The sequence below is a fragment of the Shewanella sp. 10N.286.52.A9 genome (assembly GCF_041468985.1).
GTDB lineage: Bacteria > Pseudomonadota > Gammaproteobacteria > Enterobacterales > Shewanellaceae > Shewanella > Shewanella japonica.
This window is the reverse complement of the sequence record NZ_JBFRJQ010000020.1, coordinates 1-14,913: the sequence shown is the minus strand read 5'-3', so window position 1 is coordinate 14,913 and position 14,913 is coordinate 1. Positions and strand designations below refer to the sequence as shown.

Sequence of the window (14,913 nt, the reverse complement as noted above, 5' to 3'; positions counted from 1 at the left end):
TTAGCGCTGTTGGATCTCAATAAAGTCACTGGCAAGCTGATCGGCAGCTTCGACAGCACTGATCCCCAATCCGCCGAGCAATGCTTTAGCTGACAAGTTTTTAATCAGCTTATGTTCGCCTGCTGGGGTATGAGCAAGTAATGGCATTTGGGCTAATAGCGTTTCTGCAGGATCTTCTGCCACTTCTTCGCTGCGGTTTGAAATCAGAATGACATCAGGTTGCAGGGCTAAAATACCTTCTTGAGAAACGCTCTTATAACCTGAGAAACCCGCTATATTATTGCCGCCAGCAAGGTTAATAATGATATCTGCAGCAGTGTCGTCGCCGCCAACACGCGCTGGACGGTCAGGTTGTAGCAGTAGGAAAAGGACTTTAGGGGCATCACCTTGTTTGGCGATGGTGTGTTTTTTAGCATCAATTTCTGCAAAAGACTGTTGAATTTGCTCTGTGAGTGCTGCCGCTTGAGTTTCTCTTTCTAGTAGCTGCCCCATTTTTTCAACATTTTGCAGGAGTTGTTCTTTAGTATTGGCATTAGGTAGCGATACCACTTCAACATTGGCGCCAGCTAAAACCTCTAAGGTATTTTTAGGTCCCATAGCATCAGAGCCCAATAATAACGTTGGTGATAACGCTAAAATACCCTCTGCCGACAGCATTCTGTGGTAGCCAAGTTTTGCAACTGAGGTGAGTTCTTCAGGGACTTGACTAGTCGAATCGACACCAACTAACTCGTTACTCCCCTCCAAGGCAATCACTAACTCAGTGATACCAGCACCTGCGCTGACAACGCGCTGTTCAGCCATGGTTGCTGAGCTAAAAATAGCCCCAGAAAGTGCCATTAAGCTGGCGAATAAAAAGGTTTTAGATTGACGTGTTTGTTGCTTGAGCATAATTAAAACTCCGAATAAATATGATAAAGGCTCAAAAATTACTGTGGAAACCCTATGTGTTTCTTTTACTGTGAGTCGATTGTCAGTATTAGAAGCGCAGTCATTAGGGTTCCATTAAAATTTGGGTATTACTGATTTGCTGTCTTTGTAATAAAGCAAGTACGGTCATCAATGGTTGTACTGGCGCATTTTTATCTGCAGCAACCACCACATTGAGATCAGGTGAAGCATTAAACGCACTAATAAAGGCTGCTTCAAACTGGTCAAATTGGTCAAACGTTTGTCCGTCGAGTGCCCAATGTGGTGCTTCATCCATGATGTTGACTGAAAGGTGTTCTTCCTGAGATAAGCCCACCAGTTCTGACTTGGTTTCAGTGGGGACATCCACTGGTAACGTCAGTAACTGGGTATTGGCTGTCAGTAGCAGAAACACCAATACGATAAAGATGATGTCGATAAGCGGCGTAAGATCGATGCCAATGCTACTTTGAGCCGACGATCCTATGCCTTGTTCAGAGCCAATCATCAGTTTGACTCCGACAAGGTTGCTGCCATTGGTGGTGTCATGTTTGATGAAGTCTGTTGCTGACTTGCGTGGGTATTGCTGGCTTTAAGGCAAGGTGCATTCGCGCCGCAAGGGACTTCACAACCAATATTTAATGCTTGGTCGAAGCCTTCTAACCATAAGTTAAGCTGGTTGAGTGCATGAGCCATTTTGTTGCAGCGTTTTTCAGCCCATAACCCAATCAAATGTGACATGGTGATGGCTGGCACGGCAATGATAAGACCTGCAGCTGTGGTATTCATTGCTAGTCCAAGTCCTGTTGCCAATTGTGATGGAGTGACGGGACCGTCTGAAATTCCCAGCTGGCTGAACATTTCAATAAGACCTAATACTGTGCCCAATAGGCCGAGTAACGGGGTGATGACACCAATAATATGTAATACTTTTAAGCCCGATTGCAGTTTTTCTTTTTGCTTGATTAGCCATAAATTTAAAATTTCTTCACGCATGGCTCTAGGATGGTCACCATGGGATAACAATAGCCCCGTTCCTTTAGCCAACATACTGCGGCCTTGGCTTAGTTGAGCAATTAATTGCTGACGTTGCTCTGTTGTCGCACTGCGAGTTTGTTTTCTCAGTTCTGTTAACCAAGCGTCACGTTTTAATAACTCATTGGCCATTAACGCAAGTCGTTCAAGAATGATAAGTGATGCTAAAAAAGCACAAATAAACAGTGGCCAAGTTAAGTAGCCTAATTGCTCTGAGAGCTGCAAATATAGTGGTTGAGACATGTTGGTTTCCTATCTTCAGATTAATTTAGCGCAAACTTCACCGGGACTCTTACTGTGTAAGCAAAAGCGGTTTGCGGTGAAGGTGCGGCAAATTTCCACTTTTCAACAGCATCAATCGCAGCTGCATCAAGTAGGCTATAACCTGAACTATTAACTAAAGTGAGCGAAAGTTGCTCACCAATTTGATTAAACATGACTTCCACTGTCGCTGTGCCCTCAAAGCCTCTTTTACGTGCTTTTCTTGGGTAATTAGGTTGTGATGGCGGCGCTGAAAATGTCGGTTTCTGTAACGCGACGGTTTGTTGAGTAACGCCTTGTTGGGCCTCCACTTGTTGCTGTTCATGGGTTGCACTTGCATCTGTGCTGGCAAGTTCGGTATCTGATATTTCGGTTTGAGGTTGCTCGGTCACAGGCGTCGGTGTGGGTTCAACGACTTCTTGCTCAATGACTTCTTCAACTTTTGCGATGACGTTATCGGGTGCTGGCTTTTTAGGATCGGTTTTGACGACTTTCTCAGGAATTGGCTTAGGTTCTGGTTTAACTTCTGGCTTCGGCTCTGGTTTAATTTCTGGCTTAAGCTCTGGAAGCACTTCTTCAATGGTTTGCTCAGTGCTTTGAGCTTGTGCACTTGCTTGCATTGCCACCATGACACTAACAGCTTGATTTGACCCCATTGCAGACCCTGCCGCGAGCTGAATTTCAGGTTCAGTATTTTGAGAGGCGAGAACGCCTCCTTGGATTAAAACGGTTAAACATCCAAAAGCAAAATATCGTCTAGGTGTCATGATCTATATTCTTCTACAACAGCATTCGGTTAGATATTGACCATTCTTAAGAAAAGCAATCAGTTAGCTGAAAATCTTTACAATCTTTACAAAGCTAATAATTACAATCACTTAATAATAGTAAGTATCAAGATATCGCTAAACATACAACATAAGTAATGAGATCGCAAATGATAATGATTTTCATTTGATCTAAGTTTTATTCTCAGGTAAAGTGCGGCAATTAGTTAGGCGGTAATAATACTTTGTGATTAGTTTTTCTGAATGATTCATTAGCTTTTTCACTAACACAAAGTGGTCATTACTTCCCTCGAACTAAGCCGAATTTTGTATTTATACTTTGAGGATTTAATCATGACCAAGAAGCCACTCGTAGTAGCAATGGCAATGGTTTTCAGTACAACCGCATATGCACAAGAAAGCAAAACAGTCACCGAGTTTGATGAAGTTTTAGTCACAGCAACGCGTATCAGTGAAAAAGTCTCTGATACTAGCCGAAGCGTGACAGTGATTAGCGAAGAAAAAATGCAAGAGTCACAACCTTCTTCGGTTGCAGATGCACTGAAAAACGAAGCTAACGTTAGTGTGACTAATGGTCCTCGTGCTTCGTCTCAAGGTGTTGAAATCCGTGGTCTAAGTGGACAGCGAGTACTACAAACTATTGATGGCGCGCGTCAAAACACCAATTCTGGTCACCGTGGCACCTATTTCATGGACCCTGAGCTACTAAGCTCAATCGAAGTTGTGCGTGGCCCTGCAAGTAGCTTATGGGGAAGTGGTGCGATTGGTGGTGTGGTTGCACAAAATACCAAATCAGCCCAAGACTTTTTAGATGAAGGCGATACCTTTGGTGGCTACATCAAACAAGGTTTTGAAACGAACGGCGACAAGATCAAAACCAGCGGTACTTTATATGGTTTAGCTGACAATATTGATTGGTTATTAAGTGGTAGCTACCACGACAGCAACAATATCAAGATTGGTAACGACCAAACCCTTGAAAACAGTGCTTCAGAAGCAACGAGCGGTTTAGCTAAATTAGGTTGGGAACCAACTGATGATCAGCGTCTACAGTTTTCTGCACGTTTTTCAGATACTGATGAGTTAGTACCAAGTAATCCAGCGACTAACGTGGGCAGCTCAGTACCATTAGTTCAACGCAATACGACAGATCAAAACGTGACGTTAGATTACAGCTTAAACCCAACAGATAACCCATTGTTGGATTTAAACGCGACGCTATATTGGAATAGCACTAATTACGACGAAGATCGTGTGACGAAAGACCAAGTTGATAGCACTGAATACGACACCATAGGTTTTAGCCTTAATAACAGCTCTACCTTTGGCAATACTGTGCTGACATATGGTGTGGATGGTTACAAAGACACCATTAATACTGTACGTGACGATAATGGTCAAGCTGGTGAACGTCCTGATGATATCGACGGTGAGTCTACGGTTTGGGGGGCTTTCACTAAAGCTGATATTAGCTTAACCGATACCTTGGCACTGGATGCTGCAGTACGTTACGACACCTTCAAAAATGAAAGTAATAACTTAAACCAATCATCTGACGACAATGCGTTTACGCCATCTGTTGGCTTAGTGTGGAAGTCGACTGATTGGTTAACCTTAAGTGCACGTTACGACGAAGCATTCCGTGCACCAAGCATGGAAGAAATGTACTCAACAGGGACACATTACTGTATTCCTTCTATCCCAGGTTTCTTGCCAGATGGCTTATGTAACACTTTCGAGATTAATCCAGATCTGAAAGCTGAAAAAGCGCAAAACAAAGAGATCAAAGCCGACATGCGTTTTGCTGATTTAGCGGGCGATGATGAGTTAGTGGTGACCTTAAGTGCATTCAGAAACGATGTTGATGATTTCATCGAACAGTCTGTATCTAACCCACTTTATGGGATTCCAGGACTTGAGCAAACGACCTCTTGGGATAATGTCGACGAAGCTAAATTAACTGGTTTTGAGTTCACCACTCGCTACCGTTATAAGCAAACTCGTTTGACCTTCAACTATGGTCAAACTGAAGGTAAAGATAAAGAGTCAGATGAGTATCTATCTAATATCCCAGCTAAGAAAATGGGCTTAGATTTATCGCAAGCCATTATGGAAGGCGATATGAAGTTTGGTACTCGTTTTACGTATGTTGCTGAGCAAGATCAGTTACCAACTGACAACCTAGAGCAATATGACTCGTACAAATTGTGGGATGTTTACGTAGCTTGGGAACCAGCAATGGGGACATTCGAAGGCTTGCGTGTAGATTTTGCAGTAGAAAATATCGGTGATGAGGAATATCGCCAAGCGTGGCAAACCTTGTATGAGCAAGGCAGGAATTTCAAATTGTCAGCGCGTTACTCGTTTTAATTCTTTTACCCATTAAACGAATTAATTTAGACCGAGGTGAGAGAGCAATAGTGTGGATAACACTTGCTCTCTTATCTGGAAAGCCTCTCAAGGGTAAAAGCTTGAGCGGCTTTTTCAGGATTTAAGATTCGTATATTAGGGTTATTAAATATTTGGAGTTATTCCATGGCTGTATCAGTAGAACAAATCAAGCAGTACCTCGCCGACAACCCTGCAGCGATGCCAGGACAGGTTGCAGCTGAGTTAGCAATCACAGAGTTAGAAGTCGTTAAAGCACTGCCTTCAGAGCAGTTGGCTTTATTACCACTGACAGAAAAAGATAACTTACTGGCTTCACTACCAGAGTGGGGCAATATGACCACGATTGTGTCTGCATCAGGTAGCATTTTTGAATTTAAGGGTAGCTTCCCTAAGGGTAAGTACGCTCATGGTTACTACAACTTAATCACCAAAGGTGAAGGCTTACATGGCCACTTAAAGCTGGATGATATCAGTGCAATTGCCCTGATCAGCAAGCCGTTCAGAGGCACTGAAAGCCACTCAATTAACTTCTTCGGCGCACAAGGTGAAGTGGTTTTTAAAGTGTATTTAGGCAGAGACAAAAAGCGCGTGTTATTAAGTGAACAGGTTGAGCGTTTTCAGGCACTTAAAGATAGCGTGAACATTGCAGCTTAGTTGTTGATGACAACGTTTTTGATGACTGTTTGTCATCGCTGCTGATTAGAAAATAGAGAAAAGGAATGTGTGATGTCGACAGAAAAAGAGCAACGCTTACGAGAGAAACTTCTTCCAGAAATTGAAGAATTCAAAGCGCAACGTTCAACCTTACAATTGGCAACGCAAGATGCTGATGGTGTACCTAACGCCAGTTATGCTCCATTTGCATTGGCCGATGATGGTTTTTATATTTTGGTCAGCGAGTTAGCACGCCACGGCACTAACTTAAAAGCCTCTAATAAACTGTCTGTCATGCTAGTTGCTGATGAGTCTGAGTCGAAAAGTGTGTTTGCACGTAAGCGTTTAACCTTTGATGCGACAGCTGAAATTGTTGCCCGTGATAGTGAAACATTCACTAAAGGTGTGGCGGCATTGTCGGCACGTTTTGGCGAAATGATTGACAATCTAGCAGGATTAACTGACTTCAATCTATTTAAACTAAATCCGCATCATGGCTTATACGTTAAAGGATTTGGCCAAGCATTTAGCTTGTCAGGTGCAGAGTTACTTGATGTAGATTGGAAGCGTGATGGTCATCATGGCACCCCAAAAGAGCCAGCTGAAAAAGCGTAATCAGAATTCAGTTAGCCTAGGTTAACTGAGTTTTATGCTACTTTCTCGACATGGGGTTTGTAATGTTTTTGCAATATATTTGTAATGATTTAGTACTAGTTAAGTGCATTTCTAGATGTTACGATATTTGCCATGACAAGTGAGTGTGCTACTGCATTATTGTGGTTTTACTTAAACAAATACAATAACTTCAACCCCAAAAGATGATATTGTTTTAACAAGATTTGTTGCTCACTTTAATGGCAAAAAGCCCAAGTTTACTTAATGTAAACTTGGGCTTTTCCTTATTGAGGCCTTGGCCAAAAATTGTCGATTTTTGCTTATAAAATAAACGTGGCCACTAAGTCATTAAGTGCCTTTGCTTGCCCTTTTAATTGCTGCGCTTCTTGATGGGCTGTGACGGATGCTTGTGCAATTTCATCCGTGACGTCTTTAATTGCCACTGTATTCTGCGTGATCTCATTTGTCACTTGGGTTTGTTCTTCTGCTGCGGTAGCAATTTGACTGGCCATATCTGAAATTAATGCCGCTGCTTGGGTAATTTCTTCAATGGCTTTATTCGCTTCATTGGCATCTTCGACACTGTTAGTCGCGAGTGCTTGGCTGCTTTGCATTAGCTCAACAGCGTTTGATGTGGTGGTTTGTAGCGTTTCAATCGTTTCATAGATTTCTTGGGCTGAATCTTGAGTACGACGAGAAAGTACACGTACTTCATCTGCAACAACGGCAAACCCACGTCCTTGCTCACCAGCTCTTGCCGCTTCAATGGCTGCGTTTAGTGCTAATAAATTGGTTTGTTCAGCAATTCCCTGAATCGTCGATAAGATGCTGGAAATAGCATTAGCATGACGGCTCAATTCACTAATCACATCCGTTGCTTGGGTGACTTCATTGGCCAACAAATGAATTGATTGACGGGTATTATCCACCAAGCTTTGGCCTTGTAAGCTGCTACTACTGGATTGTTGCGCTGCGGTAGCGGTATTTTCTGCACTGGATGCAATTTCATGTGTCGCACTGGCCATTTGAGTTACCGCAGTGGCGACCATAGTGACTTCTTGCTGCTGGATTTGAATTTCTTTTTCAGCATGACGACTGTTCACTAAGCTATTATCAGCATTTTGATCAAGTTGGTGTGCCACTTGTCTTATTTGACTAATGAGTAAGTGCTGGCTGCTAACAAAACGATTAAAGCTATCAGCTAACACTCCCACTTCATCTTTAGACTCAACGTCAATACGCTGGGTTAAGTCACCGTTTCCATCAGCGATTTTAAACAGTGCATTTGAGACACGACCGAGAGGGAGAAGTAACTTAGTCATTAACCATGAAATCACTGCCATACTTGCTAAAAGCACTAATGCAGCTAGTCCAAGTTGTTTGACAAGCAAGCTCGCTAGAGGGGCTTCAAGCGTTGCTTGATCAAGTAGAATAATCAGTTCCCAATCCGTTTGAGGAATATCCTCAACCCAGACTAATTTGTCACGGCCTTCAAGCTCAAAATGGATTGGAATTAATTGATCACTGCGGCGCTGTTGCTGCAATACATTGAGATCCAGTTGGTTATCAATATCGCGAATATGTCCCATCGCTTTTGATGCATCTTTATAAGCGATAACCGTACCATCTTTATGCATCATGATAGCGAAGCCATTAGAAGGCAAGGTCATACGGTTAACATCATCGACTAAGTCGTTAATATTCACATCGCTGGCAATGACGCCATTATGGATTTTTTCAGCAAGGGTAATCACGACTTTTTTAGTCGGGAAGTCTACATAAGGTTTGGTAAGAATCATCGCTTGGCTGGTCATTGCTTGCTGATACCAAGGACGAGTGCGAGGATCATAACCTGTATTATCAATGCTAGTGTCTGCATCGATCATCTCACCGGTATCTTTACCAAAGTATGTGGACTCGAAGCGACCTGAATCTAATGCTTGTTGCAAAACATGAATGTCGTCGCCTTGATTAATCCGTGATTTGAGCGCATTCAGAATATCTTTTTTAGATGATAACCAATCACTAATTCTTTCAGTTTGTTGGCTGCTGAGCCGCTGAACCTGCTCTAGATTTGAGGTTAACAACATGGTTTTTTGGCTGGAATAACTTTGCCAAGACAATAGGGCAATGACGACTGTTAAGGCGATTAATACCGGAAAGATAATTTTCAATTTTAACGAATTAGATTTCATATAAACCAGTGTGACCTTGCTATTGAAAGGGGGAAGTATTTAGCAACCAATGCTTGCCCAAATAGGGCTATTTTTCAGCGGCGGATAATGTCATAAGTGGTCGTTTTTTCATAGCAAATTGCTGATTAAATCAGCAAGCAAAACACCTTGATAACGAAACCAGAACAGACGATATACAAGCTTGCTTTATTGCAATAAAAATTCATCCTTGTTCAAAATGCTATAGCTTGAAAGTAATAAAGCGACGTAGATTTGAGCTTTCTTAAACTCATCATTTGCAGAATAAATTTGCTACACTCATGTGAATATTATCGAGGTGACACAATGGCAAATATCGTATTTATTGCAACGAGTTTAGATGGCTATATTGCCGATAAAAATAACAACATTGATTGGCTTCATGAAACGCCTAACCCAGAAGGGTCTGACATGGGGTTTAGCGACTTTATGGCACGCATTGATGGCTTGGTCATGGGACGAAATACCTTCGAAAAAGTATTGAGCTTTGATTGTGATTGGCCTTATACCAAACCCGTATTCGTGTTGAGTCGCACCTTATCAGAAGTCCCGAGTGAATTGACAAATAAGGTGTCTTTAGTGAAAGGCGATCTTGCACAAGTGGTCGCTGAGCTTAACGCCAAGGGATTTAATGACTTATATATTGATGGTGGTGTGACAATTCAACAATTTTTGCAGCACGACATGATTGATGAGTTAATCATTACCACTATACCGAAGCTGCTTGGTGGTGGTATTCCATTATTCGGTGATTTAGCTGAACCACTTAAATTTACACATATAAGCAGTCAACAACATCTTGGCTGCTTAGTGACCAATCAATTTAAACGAGTTCGATAGGTGTATTTTGACTATACGTTTGTTTTGATTATACGTTTTTTTTGCCTATAACGGGCTTTTCACCGCAAGTTTGATCGGCGCAGCATTCATTTTGTAAAAAGACGATGACAGACTCTAATTGGGTAAATTCGGCAACGCAAAATAAGGTGCGCCCTTCACGTCGCTGAGAAATCAGCCCCGCAGAGGCTAAACTGGCAATATGGTGTGAAAGGGTTGAACCTGGAATACCGAGACTTTCTTGTAAACTGCCCACTGCAATACCTTGAAACCCTGCTCGTATCACTTTGTTATATATGGTTAACCTTGTTGGATGACCTAATTCTTTTAGTGTTTTCGCAACCGTATCGATTTCCATTGTTTAGTTCCTTAGGAGCGGTATAACAAAAATATATTTCGATAATACTAGAAATATATTGATCTATCTAGTGAGATCACTTATATTTCGATTATTCTAGAAATATAGATATAAGGTTTACACTATGTTCGACTTCAATGCAGTTGATAGCACTATGATTAAAGAAACACTCGACATGTTTGTGTTCTTAGCCGTTGAGTTAACGATTCTGTTTATTGCTATTAGTTATTTAGTGGGCGTATTACAGCAATACATTCCACCAGAAAAAATTCAGCGGATTCTGAGCAGTAAAAATGGCCGAGGTTATGTGGTAGCAGGATTGTTAGGTGCCATTACTCCATTTTGTTCTTGTTCAACTATCCCGTTTTTAAAAGGGTTACTGCGTGCTAAAGCAGGCTTTGGCACCATGATGGTATTTTTATTTGCAAGCCCACTGCTAAATCCAATCATTATTGGTTTATTTGCAGTGACATTTGGTTTGAAAGTCACACTGTTTTATTTTGTGATGGCAATGGGCGTGTCTGTCATTGCTGGTTTTACCCTTGAAAAGCTTGGGTTTGAAAAGTATGTCAAACCTGAAGCCTATATTGCACCTGAGTCAAAAGGTTGTGGGAGTGGTTGTGGGGCTAAATCTGTACCTGTAAGCAAGTGGCGCAAGATTTGGAACAGCACATGGGCTGACTTTAAAACGGTTTTACCTTACCTGTTAGGGGGTATTGCCATTGGCTCATTAATTTACGGATTTATGCCGACAGAGTTTGTTGCAAGTATCGCTAGTGAAGATAATCCATTAGCCATTCCTGTGGCAGCAGTTATCGGTATTCCGTTATACATTCGAGCAGAAGCGGTGATCCCATTAAGTGCAGCACTTGCAGCAAAAGGTATGGGATTAGGTGCGGTAATGGCGCTAATTATAGGCAGTGCAGGTGCGAGCTTAACAGAAGTGATTTTGCTTAAGTCGATATTTAAAAACCAAATGATTGCGGCATTTCTGTTTGTCATTATTTCAATGGCGATCAGTGCAGGGTTTTTATATCAATTCATTTTCTAAGGGGTAAGAATAAGTAGATTTAGCACTCATCACGAATCATATGTGGCGAGTGCTTTTTTGTTTCTGTGTTGTTATTCAGCTGACATATCATTTAATAATATTAAATCATCAATTGTAATCGCCACTAATTTAGCAACACCACGATAGAAGTCTGTCTCGGCATTTGTGTCTACACAATTTAAGAATTGCGGTAACCATGGCATCAGGTGTTGTTTAATTACTATTAAAGCGAGATCGGGCTTTTGCTCTTTGAGTAAATTAGCTAACACTGCCAGGATCAGACCAATATGATCAAGCGGCTGCTTTTTGGGCAAGTTAATCGTCATTCCGTGCTGCATGCAGAATTGCTCAAAAGCAACGCATGAAGCTCCATTTACTAGGTTATCTTTATCTGTATAGACTGACCCCCAAGGGTATGCTTTCTTTACGCCAGGACCAATAAAAAGTTGATAAAAATCATCACGCAATGTAGTAAAGCTTTGCTCTGACAATGAACGTTGCATTGAGCAAGTAATCTCATCTATTGGGGTGGTAATAGTTGGCCAGCTTAATAATATTTCTTTACTCATTTGCTGGTAAAAATCTTCGCTTGGCGTATTAAACAACATCCCAGATAGTACGCGACATACTGCTTCAGTATTCTCAAAATCAATTTGCTTCAATTGAAACTCCGCATTAGCAATGGTGATTTATTTATAAGTCGACTAATAAAGATGGCGCATAGGCCATCTTTATTATCTTTGGAGAGACTAGATTTCGTTCTCGTTTTGAATAGAGCCGTCTGAGCGACTACTATGTCGATTAACAGTAATAAGCAAGTTAGGGTTGGTGATACTGCTACTTGGTAATGGTTTAACATCACCAATAACGGCATTAGGGTACTTAACTTCTAGTATGTCAATTTTATCGAAATCTATTGCGCGTTGTGGGCATGATTCAACGCAAGAAGGTTTTAATCCGTCAGCGATTCTATCAGCACAACCATCACACTTAGTCATGACTTTACGTTGGGTATCTAATTGCGGGGCATCGTAAGGACAAGCTCTTGCACAACTATTACAGCCAATACATAAATCTGTGGCAACATGGACTAAACCATCTTCGCGACGTTTGTGCATTGCCCCTGTAGGACAGGCTTTAACACATACAGGATTATTACAATGGTTGCAGCTGATTGAGACATAATAAGCAAAAATATCATTGGTAAAAACACCGTCAGATACTTCTTGGAAGCTGCCACCTCCATATTTGTAAGTACGACGCCATAGTGGGCCTACATCGAGGTCATTCTTGTCTTTACAAGCGACTTGGCACGTTTTACAACCACTGCATTTTTGCGTATCGATATGGAAACCATATTGGGTTAATTCAGTCATAATATATTCTCGATATAGCTAGCTATGCTAGGCGAATTTGAACTAAGTTAGTATGTTGTGGATTACATTTACCAATCGGTGTTGGATGGTATTTTGTTAATGAATTAACATTACCGCCCATGTCCACTTTCTCATCTAGTCTGCTGCTGTCTAACCAAGCTCCTTGAGCTAGCGACGCTACACCAGGCATAATCAGTGGTGTAACTTTCACAGCAATAATGACACTACCGCGATCATTATGGATTTCTACTTTAGCCCCGTCGGTAATTCCACGCTCACTTGCATCTTTAGGGTTCATCCATACCGCATCTTCGTATGCTTCTTGCATCCATTTGATGTTATGGAAGCTAGAGTGGGTTCGACTTTTTGTATGGTGACCAATTAACTGAATTGGGTATGTGTCACGGGTTTCTGTATCCTCATAACTTTCCCAAGTTTTGTGATACTTCGGAATAGCTGGAATTGAATCACCTTCAGGTAACTCCCATGAATTACCCATGTCAGCCAATGTTTCTGAGTAAATCTCTACTTTTCCTGTTGGAGTGTTTAATTTGTTTGTTTCTGGGTCTGCAAAAAATGAGCTAAATGCAACGTTTTTAAACTCAGGCTTTTTGATTTTGTGTAAGCCACCTTTTACTAAATCGTCGTAATTAGGCAGAGTCCCATTTGCTCTGGCTTGATCACGTGCGTACAGTTCATGCAGCCATTGATTATAATCTTTACCTTCGAATACTGGCCCTTCTACACCTAAACGTTTGGCTATTTCTAACGTGACTTCAAAACAATCTTTTGCATCAACAGGGCAGTCAACTGAAGAAGTAATTGGAATAACCGTCTCTTGATTTGTTCCACCAAATGCTGATACGTCTGTTTGTTCCAGATCTGTTAGATCAGGAAGTAAAATGTCAGCATATTTGGCACTTGGGGTCATGAACACGTCGTGAACTAAAATAAATAGCTCATCGGCTTCTTTTGCTGCCAAAATTTTATGAGTGCCAAAAGAGTCTGAGTGTTGGTTAATCAGGGCATTACCTGCATAGTTCCAAATAAAGCGAATATTACTATCTAACTTTTCAACGCCTTTTAAACCATCTGACTCTGCTGTGAATTCAGTGCCACGTTCAATGGCGTCAATCCAGGTAAAGAAAGAGATGCTGCCAGCATATGGGTTATCTCCTTTAGGAGATAAACTTATAGAGTTGGTGCCGTGCCCAGGCCAAGTACCAGAGTTAGTACCATCAACCCCAACTTTACCAAGCAATAATGGCAACATGACAATTGCACGTACGGTTTGCTCTCCAATTGCGTGTCGTTGAGGCCCTAAGCCTTGACAGATGAAAGGAGCATTTGCACTGGCTAATGTATTCGCTAACTCAACAATATCAGTTGCTGCAATACCGGTAATTTTTTCTGCCCACTCAGGTGTTTTAGCCGTGTTATCTTCGCCAAAACCCATAATGTGTGAGTAATAATCACTACCAGCTGGTGCTGATGCTGGCAGGGTGTCACTATCGAAACCAACACAGTACTTATCTAAGAAAGATTTATTGTGGCGATTAGTTGAAATCAACTCATAGGCTAATGCTTCACATAGAGCGGCATCTGTTCCTGGACGAATAGCTAACCACTTATCTTCTTTACCTAAAGCTGAATCTGAGTAACGAGGATCGATCATGATGACTTTTTTGCCTTGAGTACAAGTGCTCCAGTCATATGTTCCACCGCCGCCGCTCATGCGCGTTTCAGCAGGGTTAAAACCAAATGCGACGACTAAGTCACTGTCTAAGATTTCAGTGTAGGTACTTGAGGCATTAGTGCCATATGTGTGTGTCATCGCAGCAAGTTGCTGTGACGAGCTATAAGTTCCATAATGATTTAAATATCCACCCATTTCACACATGAGCTTAGCGCCCCATTGACCAGCCCAACGCCAATCACCACCAGAGTAGTTAGCATATAAACGGCCGGTTCCGTAGTGAGGATAAACAGCCGATGGGCCAGCTTCTGAGTAAACTTTTTTTAAATTTTCCGCGATAGTATCAAAGGCTTCTTCCCAAGTGCACTCTACAAAGCTACTTGCTAAACCACGTGGGCCAACACGCTTCATAGGGCCATTAAGTCTATCTGGCGAGTATACTTTTTTGCGACTTGAGCGACCTTTTAAGCAAGCTCTTACCTGATGAGTACCAAATTCATCACCCCCTACATCATCTGTTTCAACGCGAGTGATTTTGCCATCAACAGTCACTACTTTTAGTGGGCAATTGTGGCCACAGTTACAAGTACAGCAAGACCAATCAATTTTTTCATCAACAGGTGGTTGCGGCGGTAGTGGCTCAGCATCTTTTGAGCTTGAATTACAGCCTGTTACTGTTGCAGCACAACCCAATGCAGCACTCATTTTCAAGAAACTTCTGCGTTCCAT

At 41.7% G+C, this 14,913-nt stretch carries 14 protein-coding genes; 5 read left to right on the top strand and 9 right to left on the bottom strand.

The annotated features are described in order from the left end of the window. From AB4128_RS14770 to AB4128_RS14755, 4 genes are all read right to left on the bottom strand, one after another. Positions 1-891, bottom strand: a complete 891-nt coding sequence (locus AB4128_RS14770) for a hemin ABC transporter substrate-binding protein (RefSeq protein ID WP_055025946.1) — start codon at positions 889-891, stop codon at positions 1-3. Between the two features lie 103 nt (positions 892-994). Further along, entirely contained in the window at positions 995-1,417 is a 423-nt protein-coding gene (locus tag AB4128_RS14765; RefSeq protein ID WP_055025947.1) for a biopolymer transporter ExbD, read from the bottom strand. Continuing rightward, positions 1,417-2,187 (bottom strand): MotA/TolQ/ExbB proton channel family protein, encoded by a 771-nt coding sequence (locus AB4128_RS14760; protein WP_119968100.1) that lies wholly within the window; start codon positions 2,185-2,187, stop codon positions 1,417-1,419. Before AB4128_RS14760 ends, AB4128_RS14765 begins: the two co-directional genes overlap by 1 nt. Before the next feature lie 20 nt (positions 2,188-2,207). After that, a complete protein-coding gene (locus AB4128_RS14755) occupies positions 2,208-2,972 on the bottom strand; it encodes an energy transducer TonB (protein WP_065110228.1) in 765 nt (254 codons plus the stop codon). A gap of 354 nt (positions 2,973-3,326) precedes the next feature. Between AB4128_RS14755 and AB4128_RS14750 the strand changes: the two genes are divergently transcribed. The 3 genes from AB4128_RS14750 (at position 3,327) to hutZ (ending at position 6,653) form a co-directional block, all read left to right on the top strand. Next, positions 3,327-5,363 carry a TonB-dependent hemoglobin/transferrin/lactoferrin family receptor gene (locus AB4128_RS14750; protein ID WP_372038152.1) on the top strand — a complete coding sequence of 679 codons (2,037 nt, stop codon included), beginning with the start codon at positions 3,327-3,329 and terminating at the stop codon, positions 5,361-5,363. Positions 5,364-5,528: 165 nt separating this feature from the next. Continuing rightward, the gene (hutX, locus tag AB4128_RS14745; protein WP_055025951.1) at positions 5,529-6,038 is read left to right on the top strand and encodes a heme utilization cystosolic carrier protein HutX; all 510 of its coding nucleotides are present in this window, start codon (positions 5,529-5,531) and stop codon (positions 6,036-6,038) included. A 72-nt stretch (positions 6,039-6,110) separates the two neighbouring features. Next, positions 6,111-6,653, top strand: coding sequence for a heme utilization protein HutZ (gene hutZ, locus AB4128_RS14740; protein WP_055025952.1), 543 nt, complete (start codon positions 6,111-6,113; stop codon positions 6,651-6,653). A 320-nt stretch (positions 6,654-6,973) separates the two neighbouring features. Here hutZ and AB4128_RS14735 read toward each other — a convergent pair whose 3' ends face one another. Continuing rightward, positions 6,974-8,848: a methyl-accepting chemotaxis protein gene (locus AB4128_RS14735; protein ID WP_372038151.1), complete on the bottom strand. Its 1,875-nt coding sequence runs from the start codon at positions 8,846-8,848 to the stop codon at positions 6,974-6,976. Between the two features lie 324 nt (positions 8,849-9,172). Here AB4128_RS14735 and AB4128_RS14730 point away from each other — a divergent pair, with 324 nt between their 5' ends. Beyond that, positions 9,173-9,706, top strand: a complete 534-nt coding sequence (locus AB4128_RS14730) for a dihydrofolate reductase family protein (RefSeq protein ID WP_372038150.1) — start codon at positions 9,173-9,175, stop codon at positions 9,704-9,706. Between the two features lie 28 nt (positions 9,707-9,734). Here the strand turns inward: AB4128_RS14730 and AB4128_RS14725 are convergent, their stop codons facing one another. After that, a complete protein-coding gene (locus tag AB4128_RS14725; protein WP_055025955.1) occupies positions 9,735-10,061 on the bottom strand; it encodes a helix-turn-helix transcriptional regulator in 327 nt (108 codons plus the stop codon). Positions 10,062-10,185: 124 nt separating this feature from the next. On the opposite strand from AB4128_RS14725, the gene AB4128_RS14720 reads away from it, so the two are divergent. Then, positions 10,186-11,112 (top strand): permease, encoded by a 927-nt coding sequence (locus tag AB4128_RS14720; protein ID WP_372038149.1) that lies wholly within the window; start codon positions 10,186-10,188, stop codon positions 11,110-11,112. A 71-nt stretch (positions 11,113-11,183) separates the two neighbouring features. Here AB4128_RS14720 and AB4128_RS14715 read toward each other — a convergent pair whose 3' ends face one another. The 3 genes from AB4128_RS14715 to AB4128_RS14705 all read right to left on the bottom strand — a co-directional run. Further along, positions 11,184-11,774: a molecular chaperone gene (locus AB4128_RS14715; protein ID WP_372038148.1), complete on the bottom strand. Its 591-nt coding sequence runs from the start codon at positions 11,772-11,774 to the stop codon at positions 11,184-11,186. An 87-nt stretch (positions 11,775-11,861) separates the two neighbouring features. Beyond that, entirely contained in the window at positions 11,862-12,488 is a 627-nt protein-coding gene (locus tag AB4128_RS14710) for a DMSO/selenate family reductase complex B subunit (protein ID WP_372038147.1), read from the bottom strand. Between the two features lie 22 nt (positions 12,489-12,510). Next, positions 12,511-14,913: DMSO/selenate family reductase complex A subunit (locus AB4128_RS14705; protein ID WP_372038146.1), on the bottom strand; the 2,403-nt coding region annotated here is incomplete at its 5' end.

Bases quoted from the DNA above. Each gene is read 5' to 3' on its own strand.
- hutZ (WP_055025952.1), top strand. From the start codon at position 6,111: ATGTCGACAGAAAAAGAGCAACGCTTACGAGAGAAACTTCTTCCAGAA.
- AB4128_RS14725 (WP_055025955.1), bottom strand. From the start codon at position 10,061: ATGGAAATCGATACGGTTGCGAAAACACTAAAAGAATTAGGTCATCCA.
- AB4128_RS14720 (WP_372038149.1), top strand. From the start codon at position 10,186: ATGTTCGACTTCAATGCAGTTGATAGCACTATGATTAAAGAAACACTC.
- AB4128_RS14750 (WP_372038152.1), top strand. From the start codon at position 3,327: ATGACCAAGAAGCCACTCGTAGTAGCAATGGCAATGGTTTTCAGTACA.
- AB4128_RS14730 (WP_372038150.1), top strand. From the start codon at position 9,173: ATGGCAAATATCGTATTTATTGCAACGAGTTTAGATGGCTATATTGCC.
- AB4128_RS14770 (WP_055025946.1), bottom strand. From the start codon at position 891: ATGCTCAAGCAACAAACACGTCAATCTAAAACCTTTTTATTCGCCAGC.
- AB4128_RS14755 (WP_065110228.1), bottom strand. From the start codon at position 2,972: ATGACACCTAGACGATATTTTGCTTTTGGATGTTTAACCGTTTTAATC.
- hutX (WP_055025951.1), top strand. From the start codon at position 5,529: ATGGCTGTATCAGTAGAACAAATCAAGCAGTACCTCGCCGACAACCCT.
- AB4128_RS14735 (WP_372038151.1), bottom strand. From the start codon at position 8,848: ATGAAATCTAATTCGTTAAAATTGAAAATTATCTTTCCGGTATTAATC.
- AB4128_RS14760 (WP_119968100.1), bottom strand. From the start codon at position 2,187: ATGTCTCAACCACTATATTTGCAGCTCTCAGAGCAATTAGGCTACTTA.
- AB4128_RS14710 (WP_372038147.1), bottom strand. From the start codon at position 12,488: ATGACTGAATTAACCCAATATGGTTTCCATATCGATACGCAAAAATGC.
- AB4128_RS14765 (WP_055025947.1), bottom strand. From the start codon at position 1,417: ATGATTGGCTCTGAACAAGGCATAGGATCGTCGGCTCAAAGTAGCATT.